The sequence below is a fragment of the Duganella sp. Root1480D1 genome, assembly GCF_001427305.1.
In the GTDB taxonomy this organism is placed as follows: Bacteria; Pseudomonadota; Gammaproteobacteria; order Burkholderiales; family Burkholderiaceae_D; genus Rugamonas.
Genome location: NZ_LMFZ01000045.1, coordinates 225,705 through 241,840, shown reverse-complemented (window position 1 = coordinate 241,840; position 16,136 = coordinate 225,705). Strand labels below are relative to the sequence as shown.

Genomic DNA, 16,136 nt, shown 5'->3' with positions numbered 1-16,136 from the left:
AAAGGAGGGAATGATAGCAAAAAAGCATTATGGTGCGTCGCGCATGTTGCGTTCGACGATGACGTAGTGCTTGCGCACCGGCTCCAGGACTTCGAACACCCCTTTGAAGCCGGCCGGGATCACCAGCGCGTCGCCGGGGCCGGCTTCGGCAGCGTGGCCCTGTTCGTCGATCACGCGGCAGCGGCCTTCCAGGACGCAGAAGTACTCATCCTTATTGTCAGCGAAGGCAATGCGCCAACTACCTTTTTCGCAGGCCCAGATGCCGGCGTGGACTTCGCCGCTGGCATTGGTGAAATGATTCCAGGTGGTGCGTTTCGGGTTCCCCTGCAAGCGTCGCTCCTCGCGCGGGTGGTCGTATTCCGGGGCCGGGGATTGGGTGCTGAATTCCGTGATCGCAGTCATGGGGTCACTTTGCGCGCGGTGCCGGCGCCAGTTTGGCCAGGGTGCCGGCATTGAGTTCATAGGTATCGAAATCCTGGGCCAGGTGCAGCGTGCCGCTGTAATGCCGGCGCGCTTCGGCTTCCACCTCGGCCATGCCTTCCGGACTGTCGTAGCGGGCGCTGAAATGGGTCAGGACCAGGTTGGGCAGGGCGGCTGCGGCAGCGAAGCTGGCAGTGCGCTGTACCGAGCTGTGTTGCGGGCCCGGACCGACTTTCTGCAGCACGGCTTCGGTGTACGTGGCCTCATGGACCAGCAGGTCGGCATCTTCACAGGCTTCGGCCAGCAGCGCCGGCGTATCGTTGTCGCCGCCGATCACGGCGATCGCGCGTTCAGCGTGCTCCGAGCGGTACTCAGCAGCGGCCAGCACGCTGCCATCTTCAAGTTGCACGTCCTTGCCGTGCTGGAGCTGGCCCCAGGCCGGACCGGGCGGCACGCCGCGTGCACGCAGGGCGTCACTATCAATCTTCCATGTCGTCTTTTCGAAGCTAAACTTAAAGCCGAAGCTTGGCGCACGATGCGACAGTGGAAAGCGTTCGATTGCCAGTCCATCCTGCTGGTGGACCAACTGCTGGCTGGCCACGTCGATATGGATGATGTCGAACGTGAGGAAGAGTTCCGTGTGCAGCAGCGTGGCATCGAGCCACGCCTTGACGGAGGCCGGGGCGATCAGGATGAGTGGCTTGTTGCGGCCGTTCATGGAGGCGCTGGCGAGCAGCCCTGGCAGGCCATAGCTATGGTCGCCGTGGATGTGGGTGATGCAGATGCCTGCCAGTTCATGCACGGTAAGGGGAATGCGCAAGAGCTGGTGCTGGGTGGCTTCACCACAATCGACCAGCCACCAGTCGCGGTTCATTGTTGTGTGCAAGGCCAGCGCCGTGACGTTGCGCCGGATAGTTGGCACGCCGGATGAGGTGCCAAGGAAGGTCAGTTTCAGCATGCCATATTATGCCGCATCGGCGACCGTTCGTGGCCCGCGCGCGACAGGCGCCAAGGCCTTCGGGGCCATTTGCTTGTCCTGGCGAGCCACGCGCTTGTGGCCGCACAGGACGGCATTAAGATGAGTTGTTGGCTGGTCGATTCGAATAATGACTTCAATGATCGGAGACACTCTATGCAAACTCGCATCCGCAGTACGCTTCTGGCCGCAGTAGTTCTCTTCACTCTGGCGGGGCAGGCAGCAGCTAATACCCTGACCCAAAACGTTTCCTGGACCATCGACCGCGCCGGCACCACCACCAAGTACCGCGTCGTGGCGTATGGCGATTCGATTTATGCAGGGTATAACGGTTCGATCACCAGCGCGGCCAAGTATTCGGCGCCGACGGTCGATGCGGAATACCTGTCGGCTGCATGGAATGCCGACATTGAAAGCGTGCGCCGTGCCAAATCCGGCGCGGTGGCTTCCGACGTGTACAACAACAAAATTGTCGCCGAGCGATCCTACATGCAAGCCAGCAACACGCGCGTGGTCACCTTTGAGATGTGCGGCAATGACGGGCTGCAAGCCCGCTCCGCCTTCAAGGGCCAGACCGGCACCTGCGACGATTCGGTGCTGACGGCTGCGGAAAACAGCTGCAAGACCTATGTCGCAGCAGCCATGGACTACATCAATGCCAACGCCTATTCGGGCGTGAAGGTGAAAGTCATCTCGAACCTGCATTATCCAGGCTATGCGGCCGACAATGTGCAGAGTTCCTGCAAGGACCCGAACACCGGAGCCACCGTCAACATGCAGCAGAAATTCCTGCCGGCGCTGGCACGCATGAACTTCATGATGTGCGATACGGCCCGCCAGAAAGGCTTCCAGTGCGCCGACAACTTTGCCCAGTACATGGGGGCGGATTACGACAGCAATGGCGACGGGATTGTCGATTCGGATGCGCTGCGCTATGTGGCGGGCGAAAGCCAGTCTAGCTACGTAAGCCGGATTACGTCGACCTTGCGCGCGACCCTCCGCGACGCCAACACGCACTTCGTATCCGCCGGCAGCAGCTACGACTATATCCAGTCGGACGATACGCACCCGACTTACACAGGCAGCACTGTCACGGCAGGCCTGTTCGGCGGCACCACGGGCACCGGCGCGCCTCGCTACACCTCTTTCAGTTCGGGCAAGAATCCGATCTGGAACCAGTTCGGGCATGAGCGCATGGGGTGGGCGGTTTCGGTCTTCAACTCGCCAACGCCGTGAGTTCCTGGCGCCCCAGCCCGGGTTACCTGGCGGCGGCGCTGCTGCTGGCCGTTGGCGCGGCCAGCCTGGCTTTCTTTGTTTGGTATTTTGCGCGCGATGACGCGGCTGCCGGGGCGGGCCAAACGCCGGCCCCGGCAAGCGTGGCGGCTGCCGGACGACCAGCCTCGGTCGCCACTGCCGCGTCAGCGGTTCAGCGCAAGGATTCCAGGCATCCAATGCAGCCTGCGCCCGAAGGCGACGCGGATCCGACGCGCGACTTGCGCAGCTATGTCATGCGGGGCGAAAAGCCGACCATGAACGAGGTGATCAAGCGCCTGCACGAACAGGGCATTCACACCGGCCTGGGCGCATTCAATCCGCCCGGCACCAATCCGCCGCTGGTGGGGCTGGCGGTGCCCAAGGATTTCGCGCTGCCGCCCGGCTATGTACGGCACCACCAGGTGACCGATGACGGCCAGGCCATTGAGCCGATATTGATGTTTGCACCGGATTTCCAGCTTTACGATACGTCGAACCGGCCGCTGGAAATGCCGAAAGATCGTGTCGTTCCTCCTGAACTGGCGCCGCCTGGCTTGCCGCTGCGGCGCATCGCGATTCCTCCCCCTATCGACACTTCCGGACGATGAAAATACTTGCCTGCATTCTCGCCAGTGCTGCGATGACTGCCCTGTATGCGCGCGGCGGCGCGGCCTGGGTGCTGGGCTTTGTGCTGCTCTTTCCGTGGCTGCTTGCGCTTGATGGACGCCGGACGCTTGGCTCAACGCTGTTGTGCGCCTGGGCGATGACGCTTGCCTACACGGCTGCCGGCTTTGCCTGGCTTGGCGGGGCCCTTGGGCGCTACACGCAAGCAGGGGAGGCGACCGGCATCGCTTTGCTGCTGTTTGCCGCGCCTTTGTTCCAGCCGCAGTTGCTTGCCTATGCGCTGGTGCGTTTTATGGCAGCCCGCTGGTACGGTCGGGGCGTGTGTGCGCTGGCCGCCGCAACGGCCTGGGTGGCGGTGGAATGGCTGGTGCCGCGGCTGCTTGGCGATACGCTGGCTTATGGCCTGTATCCTTCGCGCCTGTTGCGGCAGGCGGCCGATGTTGGCGGAACGGCGGGTTTGACGCTCTTGCTCTTGCTGTCCAACGAAGGCGTGGCTGCGGCTATCGCACGCTACGGCCAGGGTTGGCAGGCCATGGCGAAGCCGCTGGCCATGGCGGCGCTGGTTCCTGCGGTCCTGGCGGCATATGGCGCGCTGGCGCTGTCCGGCAGCGCCGCTCCTGCGGGCAAGCCGCTGCGCATGGCGCTGATTCAGGCGAATATGGCGGATTACGAACAGCAGCGGCGGGAGAAGGGGGGCTACGCTGTGGTGCGCGAGGTGCTGGACCGGCATTTCGCAATGGGTTATGACGCTGTCACGGGCCAGCGTGCGGAGGCGCTGCTTTGGTCCGAAACGGCATATCCGACCACCTTCGGCAAGCCGAAAAGCGCGGCCGGGGCCGAATTCGATCGGGAGATCCTGGATTACGTGAATGCCGCTTCCGTACCGCTGGTGTTCGGCACGTATGACCGGGACGAGCGCGGCGAATACAATGCCGCGGCCTTTGTGCAGCCTGGTCGCGGACTGTTGGGCTTCTACCGGAAATCGCACCTGTTCCCATTCACCGAATACCTGCCAGCCTGGATCGACGGGCCGGCGATGCGGCGCCTGCTGCCTTGGGCGGGTAACTGGGTGAGCGGCGCCGGCGCGCGGGTATTTCCCTTGCGCCTGGCAGATGGCCGCGAGATCCCCGTGTTGCCCTTGATTTGCCGCGACGATGCCGACACGGGCCTGGCCATCGCGGGCGCCCGGCTGGGCGGCCAAGTGATCCTGACAATGTCGAACGATTCCTGGTTCAGTGGCGATGGGCCGGGGGCACGGCTGCACCAGGCGGCGGCAGCGTTCCGCAGCATTGAAACGCGCCTGCCGCAGTTCCGGGTGACGACCAACGGTTTCAGCGCCGCGATCGATGCCAGCGGCGAGGTCCTGGCCGGCACCCAAGTCGGTGAGCCTGCGCTCGTGATCGCCGATTTGCCGGTGCGTTCGCCCGCACCGACGCTGATGGTGCTGTGGGGCGATTGGGTCGGGTTGGCGTGCTGCGCTGTCCTTCTGGTACTGACTGTCAGGCCTCTGAGCCAGGCGTGGCGGCCTCAGGGCGAAGGCGCCAGGGCGCGCTTGTCGAAACCTGCGTTCCCGCTACCGGTGGCCGTGTTGCCGCCGGCGGCGCGCCTCGTCACGGGCTTGCTTCGTGTGTTCTCGCGTGCGGCGTTGCTGGGCATGTGCGTTGCCCTGCTGCTCAACGAGCCGCTGCGCAGCAATACCCTGGCCCAGTTGCGCGTCTTTGCGCTGTTTTTCCTGCTGCCCGAAGCCATGGCCTGGTGCGTGCTGATGGCATTTGCGGCGCAGGCGTCGGTAAGCGAAGGACGGCTGGTGCTGGCGCGAGGCTCCCAACAGCTTGTGCTGGCCCTGGGCGAACTGGCTTCGGTCGAGGTGTGGAGTTTGCCTGTACCTGGTCCCGGCGTGGCATTGCGCCTGCGATCAGGGCCGAATTGGAACTACGGGCTGGCGCTGCCGGATCCGTCAGGGTTCGCGGCGGCGCTGGCGGCGGCTGGCGGCCCGCCAGCCGCGGAAGTGCCTGGCTGGCGCGCGCTGGTGGCGCCGGTTACGCGGCTCGATCATCCGCTGGCCAAGTTCGTCCTGCTGCCGCTGGCATTGGCGCTTCCCGCTTTCCACTTGCACCAGCACATCGCATATGGCAGCGCATTTGGCGAATTCTACAGCTTCGGGTTGGCGGCCTACCTGAGCGCCTTCGGATTGTGGTGGGCGGCCTGGACGATCGGCGTGGTGCTGGGGGCTGCACTGCTGCGGACGGTGATTGAATCGGCAACCATGCTGGCAGCGCTGTTGCGCCCCGGCGCTGCAAGCGCGATCCGGCAAGGGCTGGAGCGCCTTGGGCACGCTGCGCTGTACCTTGCCTTGCCGGGCTGGCTGCTGTTCAGGGTATTCGGCGGTTGAGCGTTGCGCGGCTAAACGGTCGGACGGATGTCGAAGGTGGCGCCAGGCGGCGCGGCCTCCGTATCGTCTGCAACCTGGACGCGGCTGACGCACGCGGCGCTGGGCCCCTTGTGCGCCCATTCGATAATCGCCTTTACCGCATCGGCCGGTCCATGCACGCTGGCCTCAACCGCTCCATTCGCGCGATTGCGCACCCAGCCTGCCAGGCCAAGCGCGGTAGCGCGTTCTGCAAGCGCGTAACGGTAGCCGACGCCTTGCACCAGACCTTCGATCATCAATCGCTTGGCCATATCACATCCTCCAATTGACGCGGTTGCGGCCGGCCTCCTTGGCGCGGTACAAGGCCGCATCGGCGGCTTCGAACAGGGCCGGAGCTGTTTCCCGGCTGCCCGGCGGCAGGGTGGCGCCGCCAATGCTGACCGTCAGCACCGGGCTGGCAACGGACTGTTCGTGCGGGATCAGCAGCTGCGCGACTGCTTCGCGGATTCCCTCTGCCACATAGAGTGCCTGCGCCGCATCCGTTTCAGGCATCAGCACTACCAGTTCTTCGCCGCCGTAGCGGGCTGCCACATCGCACGGGCGGCGCATGGCGTTGCGCGCCACGCGCGCCACCGCACGCAGGGCACGGTCGCCGGCCGGGTGGCCGTAATGATCGTTGTACTGCTTGAAGCAGTCGATGTCCAGCAGCGCCACCGAAATGGTGTGCGCGTGGCGGTTGGCACGCTGCCATTCGCTCTCGTAGGCTTCATCGAAGCGGCGGCGATTGGCCAGCTCGGTCAGGCCGTCCATATGCGCCAGGTGCTCGAGCAAGCGGCGCTGGCGCACAACTTCGAGGTGGGTGGCGACGCGCGCCATCACGACCGTGGCGTTGAAGGGCTTGGTAATGTAGTCGGCCGCGCCCAGCTTGAGGCCACGGGCCTCGTCTTCCGGCCGGCCCATGCCGGTGATGAAGATGACCTCGATGTTGGCGGTAGCTGGATCGGCGCGCAGGCGGCGCAGGACTTCATAGCCGTCCATATCGGGCAGCATCACATCCAGCATCAGCAGGTCCGGCAGGTGGCGTTGTGCGCGCTCGATGGCTTGCTCACCGGTCTTGGCCAGCAGCACTACATACTCCGGCTTCAGCAAGGTCGCGAGGACCTGGCGGTTGATGCCGTCGTCATCTGCGATCAGAACTTTTTGTGTCTCCTGGCTCATGCGCTCATTTCCATATCGATGCCGAGTGCCTGTGCGAGTTCGGCCAGCGGCTGCAAGGCATCATGATATTCGATCTCGTCGACCGCACGCTGGATGCGCGCCAGCAGTGCAGCGTGGCCGGAGCCGGCCAGCAGGGCGCTCAGTTCAGTCAACAAATCCTCCGAGCGGGCATCGTCGGCCCGCAGGTAGGCGTCCAGTTCGCGCAGCAGGCGGCCGAAATCGGCGGCCTGACTTCCGCCGGCCTCGGCCGACGGCTGCAAGGCGTTGGCGAAGCCGGCCAGGATGATGCCAAGCGCCTTGGCCATGTCGGCTGCTTCCCTGCTGCAGCGTTCAGGACGGCCGTCGCGGATGCCGGCTTCGACGATGTCGGCCAGTTGGGCGAGCCCGAGGGCGCCGAGGTAGGTCGCGCTGGACTTGAGGTTGTGCGCGAGTCGCTCGACCTGGTCCCAGTTGCCGTCGGCCAGCGCTGCGGCCAGCTGGCCCGGGCCGTCGCCGTATTCGGTGCAGAAGCTGCGCATGCGCTTGGCGAGGGTGGCCGGATCGCGCTCGGCGCGCGCCAGTGCGTATTGCCAGTCGACGCCTGCCAACGGCGGATAGGCCACGGCAACCGCGGCGGCAGAGGGCTCAGCGGCTGGCGCACCTGGAATAATGCGGCCGACCAGGCGCGAAGGATCGATCCATTTCAGCATCGCGCGGAACAGCACGTCCGGGTCGATCGGCTTGGTGATGTGGTCGTTCATGCCGGCTTCCAGGCTCTTGGCCTGGTCTTCCGGCATGGCGTGGGCCGTCATTGCCAGGATCGGCAGGTGACGCAGGGCCTCGATGGCGCGAATCTGGCGGGTTGCGGCCAGGCCGTCCACGACCTGCATTTGCACGTCCATCAGCACCAGGTCGTAATCGCCTTGCTGGACCATCTGCACCGCTTCGCCGCCATGCACGGCGACATCGACGTGCACCCGCACGGTTTCCAGGAAGTCGACCGCGACTTCGCGGTTATTGGCATTGTCCTCCACCAGCAGGACGCGGGCGCCGTGCAGCCTGGTCAGCTCCTCTGCCGGCACGCCGCGCTGCTCACCCTGCAGGGAGGCCGGTTGTGCGATTTCCGGCCGCAGCACTTGCAGCAGGCTGTGATACAGCAATGCCGGACCGACTGGCTTGGTCAGGAAGCCTTGCAGCGGCAACTCGCCTTCTTCCTGCAACACCGTTTCGCGGGTACAGGCGCTGACCATCAGGATCGACGGCGGCGCGGCGAAGCGGGGATCGGCATGGATGCGGTGAATGGTTTCAACCCCGTCCCAGCCCGGCATCATGTAGTCCATCAGCACCACCTGGTACGGCATGCCGGTTTCGACGCCGCGCACCAGCATGTTCAGCGACTGTTCGCCGGAGCTTGCGCTGTGGGCGGCCACGCCGAAGGTGCCCAGCATTTCCACCAGCGCTTCGCGTGCCGTGGCGCTGTCGTCCACTACCAGCACGCGGGCCTGCTGCAGGCCGCCGGTCGCCGAGGCCACCGGTTCGGTGCTGGCGTCGCTGACGCCGAGCTTGACGGTGAAGCTGAAGCGGCTGCCTACGCCCGGGGTGCTGGTGACCTTGATGCTGCCGCCCATCAGTTCCACCAGTTGGCGGGAAATGCTCAGGCCCAGGCCGGTGCCGCCGTATTTGCGGGTGATCGAACTGTCGGCCTGGTTGAAGGACTGGAACAGGCGCGCAAGCTGTTCTTCGCTCATGCCGATGCCGGTATCGCTGACGCTGAACTGCAGCACCACGCCGTCCTGCGAGCGGTCGACGGCCTTGACGGCCACCACTATTTCGCCGCGCTCGGTGAACTTGACGGCATTATTGGTGAGGTTGATCAGCACCTGGCCGAGGCGCAACGGATCGCCGACCAGCTTTTGCGGTACGCCGCGCTCGACACGGAACACCAGTTCCACTTTGCGCGCATCGGTTTTGATGGCAGTCAGGGTGGACAGGTGGTCCAGCATTTCATCCAGGCTGAACGGCGCCGCTTCCAACGCCAGCTTGCCGGCTTCGATCTTGGAGAAGTCGAGGATGTCATTGATGATGCCGAGCAGGTGCTCTCCCGCGCCAAGGATCTTGGAGAGGTAGTTGCGCTGCTTCGGGCTCGGGTCGGTCATCAGCGCCAGGCGGCTCATGCCGATAATGGCGTTCATCGGGGTGCGGATCTCGTGGCTCATATTGGCCAGGAAGTCCGACTTCAGGCGGGTGGCCGCTTCGGCGCGCAGCATGGCGTTCTGCATGGCCTTGGTGCGCAGGCCGAGAATGCGCATGAAGACCAGCATGTCGAAGGCATTGCCGAACTGAAGGGCGTGCATGGTCCAGAAGTTGGCTGCCAGCTTGCCGCTGATGACCTGGCTCAGGACCACGGACGACAGGAAGCTGACCGCCCAGCCCACCATGAAGTAGATGCCGACCGAGTCGCCGGCGCGGGCACGCTTGTAGGCGCCCGGCAGGCCAAGCAGCATCGGCAGCAAGCCCAGGGTGCTGACAATGATGACCAGGCCTTCGACACTGATCACGTCAAGGCAATAGGCAACGGCAAACAGGGCCGCGAGGGCAGCGCCGGCCTTCATCAGGGTCGAGAAAGTGCGATCGACGCCGGGGCGCGCCAGCGATTGTTCGACGAACAGGTAGCCGCCGCAGGAGGCCATCAACGCGAACAGGCCGCCGGCGTGCAGCGTCATCCAGACGTTGTCGCGCCAGATGTACTGGCTGCCAAGGCCGAAAAATTCGAAAGAGAACAGGGTGGTGCCGGCGATCAGCAGCGCGTATTTGCCGAACAGCGGCTCGCGCAAGTTGGCCCATTGTGCCAGGCTGTATAGCAGGAGGCACAGGCTGAGGCCAATCAGCATCCCTTGCAGCATTTGCTCGGCAAGGGCGGAAGCGTGGTATACCGCGGCCTTGGAGAAATGGATCGGCAGGATCATCGAGCCCACGTTTTCCACGCGCAGCAGGACCGTATGATCGGCGCCGGGTGTCAGGCGCAGCGCCGCCGCCGGCGTGCGGCCGCCGCCGCCGGGAGCAACCACCGGCTGCAGGTTGCCGGTCACCGTGTGGCTGTGCAGTGCACCGTCGGTGGCGGCGAACACGTCGACCCGGTTGATCTGCGAATAATCGATGTTCAGCGTCCATTCGCCGGTGGCGTCGGCCGGTACGAAGACGGGAATCCGGACCCAGACCACGGTACCCTTGTTGACGCCCAGGGTGGCATAAGCCGATTGCGGCTTATGGAATCCGGCCGCCGCTGCCAGGACTTCGGCGGCGGTCAGGGTGCCGCCCGGGTCTTTCAGGATCGTGACAGCGGGCCATGCGTCATGGGAACCGGCATGCTCATCGAGCACCAATGGCTCGACCGGTGCAACTGCCGTGGCGCCGGCAAGGCACAGGGTCGCAGCCAGGGACAGGAACAGGGCAAGGAGAAAGCGCTTCAGCATGGCTGCTGGTCTCCAGCAGACTTGGCCGAGGCACGGCCGGAGAGGCGCGCTTCCAGGGCGTTCATCCAGGCCGGCGCCTTGGGATCCTTGCCCCAGCCGCGCACCGCGTGGTCAACCTGGTTCAGTACTGCCGGAGGGAGTTTCAGGGGGCGGGTCTCGTCCATCAGGAATTTCACGGTGAACTGGTAACCGAAGATGCGGGTAATCATGCGGCAGATGGAAAAATTGGGGAAAACCAGGCGCACCAGCGCATCAAAGCCCCGCACCACGACCATGCCTGTCATGAACAGTGCGCGCGACAGCAGGTTGACACGCTGGTTGAGCGCCAGGTCAACGCGCGCGGATTTGCCGCACAGGTAGCGGGTGAGCAAGACCGGGAAGGGCTTCAGGATACGCAGCGGGATCTGGTTCTGCATCGCCTTCATCAAGGCCGCCCCAAGCTCCGGACGCGGGTCGGGCAGGTAGGGTGAAAGGCGGGCACGCGCCTGGATCTCGTTGAAACTCGTTTCGGCCTGCTCCATGGTGTGCGGCATCAGGCTCGATTCGATGCCGAGGATATGTCCAACCACGTTCCAGGTGTGCAGGTAGGCTTGCTCATCCTGCTGCGGCAGGCCAAGGCCAAGCTTGCGCAGACCGCGCAGGAAGATGTAGTGGAAGGTGAGCAGGGTATATGCCAGTTCTTCCTGGTTGCACGGCAGGCCCTTGGCGGCCATGTCCCAACCATGGTTATACAACGTATCGTGCACATTGCGGCATGGCGCGTCCATCGGCGCCACGGCGGTGCCGCCATCCTGTACCGCGTCGGAAGGATTGCCGCGCAGGATCAGGTGGCGGATGGTGGCGTGGATCAGGCGTACCTTGAGGATTTGCGCGACGCCGCCGCCTTCCGGGCTGGTAAGGCCGCCGTGCATCATGACCGGGAAGATCATGGCTGCCGTGGAACGCACACGGTAGTCGGTATGGGTTTCGAGCTGGCCAGCGACGTGCAGCACCCCGGCCAGGTCCGGCACCACATAGCATTCGGGCAGGCTGGCGCAGAACAGCAGGCTGCAGGACAGCATGCTCATGTCGAAGAACAGCTCTTCCGCGCGCGCGATCCTGGCCGTATCGGCCCACTCCGGCAGCCGGGAGCCCGCCGCAAGGTAGCTTTCCAGGGCAGCGGCAATTGGTGCCGGCGTGCCTTCCGGCGCACGCCAGCCCGCGATCACGGCGTTGGTCTGCCACTGTCCGAGCAGCCGGTTGACGATTGCGATCGCATCCCACTGGCTGCCTTCGTGGCCGTGCAGGATGGCTGCGATAGTGTTGTCGGCAAGTGGATCGGCGCGCAACGTCGGCCCGACTGCTAGAGGAGCGTTCATTGGGCTTCCTTCCAGCGCATCCAGCCGCACAGGCCGCTCAGGACCGGAATGCCCATGGCGAACAGTGCAATGGTGCGCGTTTCGATCGGATTGCCCTTCAGGGCCTGGAACACCATGCTGCCGCCATAAATCAGCAGCGGCACCAGGGCGTAGAGCGGCGTGATCCGGCTGCTCGGAACCGGCGGCTTTTTGCGCAGCGTCAGGCGGAAGCCGTAAATGATCGCGAACGAGATGGTCATCCAGCCAACGAAGCCTTGCAGTGTCTCGCCAAACCAGCCGCCGTCGGTCTTGGTCATGATCCAGGCCTTGAGCGTGAACACCATGTATGGGTCGGCGCCCAGGTCATAGGCGGTGACGAGCATGGCGCCGAGGAAGGCCATGATGAAGGTCATCAGCGTCGATGGCACGCCATCGGTCGGGGTCTGCCAGACGATCAGGTTGGAGATCACGTAGGCCACGTAGCACAGGGCGAACCACATCAGCGGGATGATGAATGGCACGGAGCCGATGCGCGGACCCAGCACGTCCGTGTAGTTGTAGGAACCAAAGAACCAGCCATAACGCGCGCCCATCTCCTCGGCGAACCAGCCAACCACCACGCCAATGATGACGAAGCGCAGCGCCGGGGCGTGGCCAAGGAAATGGCTGGCACTGGCCCAGCAGCAGGCAAACATCAGGATCGAACTGACGATCAGCAGCGTGGTCGTCTCACCCCAGCTGCGAGATGCCAGCGCAACCAGGAAGCCAGCCAGGAGGACGAGGGTGATGCGGGGCAGGTGGTTCAGCAGCGACTTCATACTTCTCCGGATTAAAAGTGGTAGTCGAAACGGATATCGAACGTCCTTGGATCGCTCGGCGCAGCCATGCCGAAGCTGTCGATGGTGACTGGCTGCACCTTGTCCTCCAGGTTCTTTACATGCGCCATTAGGCTCCAATTGGCGCCGTCGGGGCGATAAGCCAACGTCAGGTCGCTGGCGGTGCGCGATGGAACGCGGTATTGCAGCAACTGGCTGGGTACGCTGATGTTATAGGCCGCGCTGCGCCGCGCATTGATGCCGGCAGTCAGTGCGGCATGCGGCAGGCGGAAGCTGTGGTCCCAGCCCAGGCTGAACACCGAGTGCGGGGCGCGGTCCAGCGGCTCTCCGGCCCACGACACCACGCCATTCGGCTGGTAGCTTACGTAATGGGCATCCAGCAGCGTCAGGGCGTAAGTGAGGCTGTCGGTGGAGCTCGCACGGACCTGGCCATCGAGCTCCAGGCCCTTGGCGCTGGCCGCGCCAGCGTTCTGCGTGACGAAGCGCGGCGCCCCGGCCACGATCGCAACGCCGGACAGTTGCAGGTTGGTGTAGTCGTAATTGAAGACAGCGAGGTTGAGGCTGGCGCGCTTGTTCCAGAAACGGGACTTGAGGCCGGCCTCCCAGGATTTCAGCGTTTCCGGCTGGTAGAACAGGGTTTCGGCAGGCACCGCTATCACTGCGGGGCAGGGAATGCCCAACGCGCTCGAACCGGCCAGGCAGCCATCGTTGAAGCCGCCGGATTTGTAGCCGGTAGCGATGCTGGCGTAGACCATTGTCGCGGGAGCCAGGTCATACTCGGCGCCCAGCTTCCAGGTGGTCTTGTGCGTGGCCAGCGTGGCATCGTTCAGCATCTTGAAGTCGGTAGCGGCGTTGAACTGGAGCGCCTGCTGGAAGTTGGTCGAGCCGACGCGCGACTTGTCGTCATCCGTATACCGCAGGCCCGCCGTGGCGCGCAGCGCTGGAGTCACGCTATAGGTAAGCTGGCCGAAAGCCGCCTTGCTGCGGGAAATGGTCGGGCCGTGCGGGAACACGTAGTACGGGGGTAGCTTGACCAGCTGCAGGTCGCGGAATACATAGAGCTGGTGCGACTCTTCGCGGAAGTAATACAGGCCGCCCTGCGCTTTGAGGGGCCCGCTGCCGTTGGTCGACAGGCGCAGCTCGTGCGAATCCTGGCGCTGGTCGCCCCGGAAGTTTTCGTGCACGCCGATCGCGAGCGTTGGCTGCACGCGGTAATAGAAATTAGCCAGGAAGTTGTGTTCGTGCTTGCGGTGCGAGCCAAGGTAGTCGAGCGTAACCGGACCGAGACTCCAGGACAGCTCGGCGCCAAAGCTGTCCGTCGATTTATGGTTGTAGCCCTGTTCAAGCCTGGTATTGAATGGCTTGAAGGAATTGGTCAGCTGCGCATCGGTGCCCGCGTCATGCCACACCGGCTTGCCCGCTTCGACGCCTTTATAGAAATTGGTGTCGGGGACGATATTGTCGATATTGCCGTTTTGCGTGGCGTGCTCATAGCGCAGCAGCAGCGACGCTGAGGGGCCAAGCGCCAGCCTGGCCGACAGGCGTGCCGCACGGTCGTCGCGGTCCTGACCCAGCTCATAGCCGGTGCCCTGGCCGTTGCGCAGGTAGCTGTCATGCTTGTTGAGCGCGACTGCCGCGCGCAGGGCGAGCTTGTCGTTGACCGGCACGTTCAACATGCCGGAGGCGACACGCGAACTGAAATTGCCCAGCGCCAGGCTGGCCGCCCCCTCCCATTGCTGGACCGGGGTGTTGCTGATGAGGTTCACCACGCCAGCCGTGGTATTGCGGCCATACAGGGTGCCTTGCGGGCCGCGCAGCACTTCAATGCGGTCAACGTCGAGGAAGCTGAGGGTCTGGGCTTGCGGGCGGGCGATATAGATCCCGTCCTGCATGAACGCTGCCGAAGGGTCGCCTTTTTCGGTGACGTCGGAATTGGATACGCCGCGAATCGTGATGCGCAGCCCATCAGGGGCACCGTCCAGGTGCACGTTGGGCAGCCGCTTGCCGATGCCGGCGGCGTTGTCGATGCCAAGCTTTTCGAGCTGCTCGCCGGTCAGTACCGACATGGCGACCGGCGTGCGCGATTCCGGCGCGGCGACGCGCTGGGCCGTCACGAGGACTTCCGGCAGTTGCTCTTCAGTTTGGCTTTGCGCCAATACCGGCGCGCAAAGAATGCTGGAGACCGCAGCCGCCAGCATGGTCGGGCGCAGATTCGCCCCGCAATTCGACATGATTACCCCTAGTGCCTTGCTTTATGATTATTTTTGCAACATTGCTTAAAACTGTTGCTAGCAAAGTTCAAGAGTCTAACAGTTTGGCAACGTAGGAAATAGGGTTATGTAGGCTTTCCCCGACACAGATACGACACGATGGCTGATAGCGAGCCGGGCCCGACAGGGCAATACTGGCGGCAAGCCTGAAAAAGGAAAGGAGTGCATCATGTTTGTACGAAACATAACTTTCGCCTTCACCCTGGCTTGCAGCGCCCTCGGCGCGGCAGTAGCGGCCGATGAGCCGCAATTCGTTACCGGCGGCGTGGGCCTTGAAGAGCGCGGCCAGATGCTGGCAAGCAAGCCCGATTACAATGTGCGCATGACCTTCGCGACCCGTGGCACGGGCGAGTACCGTTCCGATGTGCAGGTCGAGATTTCCGACGCTAAAGGGCATACCAATGTCAACGCCCACGACGCGGGACCGCTGATGTTCGTGAACCTGGAGCCCGGCCGTTACCGCGTGACGGCGACGGCGGCCGATGGGCAGGTCCAGCGCCGCGAGGTGCAAGTGCAGCCTGGACGGACGAAGGACCTGTACTTCTACTGGAGCGAACCAGCCACTATCGTGCAGTAGACATCAATGCGTTGAGCGGGCCGTAGTTGAAGGTCTGCTCATCGTCGATGGCGCCGGTCTGGTGGAAGCGTTCCATATATGACCTCAGCCGGCCCATCATGGCCTCTGCCGGGGCGGAGCCGGCGCTCAGGCGCCGCACGCCCAGTTCGGCCAAGCGGCCTGGCGAGGCCAGGTTCGGGCGCGCCAACACGTTGAGCGGCATCGTGGTGCCCTTGGCAAGGGCCGCGATTTCGCCTTCATCCGTCACGCCTGGCGCGAACAGGCCGCTGGCACCGGCTTCCTGGTAGATCGCGGCACGGCGCAGCGTTTCGGCCACGCGCGCACCCGGCTCAGCCAGGCCACGCAGGTAAACGTCGCAACGGGCGTTGATATACAGGTCGATGCCCGCTGCCTTGGCCGCAGCAAATGCCGCGCTGATCTTGCGCGCCAACTGTTCGGGCGGCGCGTTGCCGTCTTCAATATTGATGCCGACCACACCAGCTTGCGCCAGTTGGCCGACGAATTGGCCGACCAGTTCCGGGTCGGAAGAATAGCCGTCCTCGATATCGACCGTCAGCGGCAGGGCGCTGGCGCGGACGATGTCGCGCACGGTTTCCAGCAGCAGGGCGGTCGGCAACTGCGAGCCGTCGGCATAACCATGGCCCCAGGCCACGGCCGCGCTACTGGTGGCGAGCGCCTTGGCGCCAGCCAGGGCGGCGATGCGGGCGGTACCACCGTCCCAGCAATTGGCGAGCAGCAGGATGCCATCCTGGTGCAGGGCATGGAATTGGGTGTCGTTGCGCATGTGGTTTTTTCCTTAAC

The 16,136-nt window shown here is 64.1% G+C and carries 13 protein-coding genes; 4 read left to right on the top strand and 9 right to left on the bottom strand.

The annotated features are described in order from the left end of the window. Window positions 1-27: 27 nt before the first annotated feature. On the bottom strand, window positions 28-402 hold the full coding sequence (locus ASD58_RS23970) for a cupin domain-containing protein (protein ID WP_057263852.1): 375 nt from the start codon (window positions 400-402) through the stop codon (window positions 28-30). Window positions 403-406: 4 nt separating this feature from the next. Continuing rightward, on the bottom strand, window positions 407-1,378 hold the full coding sequence (locus ASD58_RS23965; RefSeq protein WP_057263850.1) for a ribonuclease Z: 972 nt from the start codon (window positions 1,376-1,378) through the stop codon (window positions 407-409). A gap of 174 nt (window positions 1,379-1,552) precedes the next feature. Here ASD58_RS23965 and ASD58_RS23960 point away from each other — a divergent pair, with 174 nt between their 5' ends. Genes ASD58_RS23960 through lnt form a run of 3 tightly spaced genes read left to right on the top strand, consistent with a single transcriptional unit; the run spans window position 1,553 to window position 5,666 of the window. Next, window positions 1,553-2,632 carry an SGNH/GDSL hydrolase family protein gene (locus ASD58_RS23960; protein WP_057263848.1) on the top strand — a complete coding sequence of 360 codons (1,080 nt, stop codon included), beginning with the start codon at window positions 1,553-1,555 and terminating at the stop codon, window positions 2,630-2,632. Then, on the top strand, window positions 2,629-3,258 hold the full coding sequence (locus ASD58_RS23955) for a hypothetical protein (RefSeq protein ID WP_057263846.1): 630 nt from the start codon (window positions 2,629-2,631) through the stop codon (window positions 3,256-3,258). The genes ASD58_RS23960 and ASD58_RS23955 overlap by 4 nt, the downstream gene beginning before the upstream one ends. A 32-nt stretch (window positions 3,259-3,290) precedes the next feature. Beyond that, window positions 3,291-5,666, top strand: a complete 2,376-nt coding sequence (lnt, locus tag ASD58_RS23950) for an apolipoprotein N-acyltransferase (RefSeq protein ID WP_229210084.1) — start codon at window positions 3,291-3,293, stop codon at window positions 5,664-5,666. A gap of 11 nt (window positions 5,667-5,677) precedes the next feature. Here the strand turns inward: lnt and ASD58_RS23945 are convergent, their stop codons facing one another. The 6 genes from ASD58_RS23945 to ASD58_RS23920 are packed head-to-tail and all read right to left on the bottom strand — an operon-like array spanning window position 5,678 to window position 14,719. After that, entirely contained in the window at window positions 5,678-5,956 is a 279-nt protein-coding gene (locus ASD58_RS23945; protein WP_057263845.1) for an acylphosphatase, read from the bottom strand. A gap of 1 nt (window position 5,957) precedes the next feature. Next, window positions 5,958-6,863, bottom strand: coding sequence for a diguanylate cyclase (locus tag ASD58_RS23940; RefSeq protein WP_057263843.1), 906 nt, complete (start codon window positions 6,861-6,863; stop codon window positions 5,958-5,960). Continuing rightward, window positions 6,860-10,315: a hybrid sensor histidine kinase/response regulator gene (locus ASD58_RS23935; RefSeq protein WP_057263841.1), complete on the bottom strand. Its 3,456-nt coding sequence runs from the start codon at window positions 10,313-10,315 to the stop codon at window positions 6,860-6,862. Before ASD58_RS23935 ends, ASD58_RS23940 begins: the two co-directional genes overlap by 4 nt. Continuing rightward, complete coding sequence (locus ASD58_RS23930) at window positions 10,309-11,673, bottom strand: oxygenase MpaB family protein (RefSeq protein WP_057263839.1); 1,365 nt, start codon at window positions 11,671-11,673, stop codon at window positions 10,309-10,311. The genes ASD58_RS23935 and ASD58_RS23930 overlap by 7 nt, the downstream gene beginning before the upstream one ends. Further along, window positions 11,670-12,470: a carotenoid biosynthesis protein gene (locus tag ASD58_RS23925; protein ID WP_057263837.1), complete on the bottom strand. Its 801-nt coding sequence runs from the start codon at window positions 12,468-12,470 to the stop codon at window positions 11,670-11,672. Before ASD58_RS23925 ends, ASD58_RS23930 begins: the two co-directional genes overlap by 4 nt. 11 nt (window positions 12,471-12,481) lie before the next feature. Continuing rightward, a complete protein-coding gene (locus tag ASD58_RS23920; protein WP_082565643.1) occupies window positions 12,482-14,719 on the bottom strand; it encodes a TonB-dependent receptor in 2,238 nt (745 codons plus the stop codon). A gap of 208 nt (window positions 14,720-14,927) precedes the next feature. On the opposite strand from ASD58_RS23920, the gene ASD58_RS23915 reads away from it, so the two are divergent. Beyond that, entirely contained in the window at window positions 14,928-15,335 is a 408-nt protein-coding gene (locus tag ASD58_RS23915) for a hypothetical protein (protein WP_057263835.1), read from the top strand. Here ASD58_RS23915 and ASD58_RS23910 read toward each other — a convergent pair. After that, a complete protein-coding gene (locus tag ASD58_RS23910) occupies window positions 15,322-16,119 on the bottom strand; it encodes an isocitrate lyase/phosphoenolpyruvate mutase family protein (RefSeq protein WP_057263833.1) in 798 nt (265 codons plus the stop codon). The genes ASD58_RS23915 and ASD58_RS23910 overlap by 14 nt on opposite strands. Window positions 16,120-16,136: the final 17 nt, after the last annotated feature.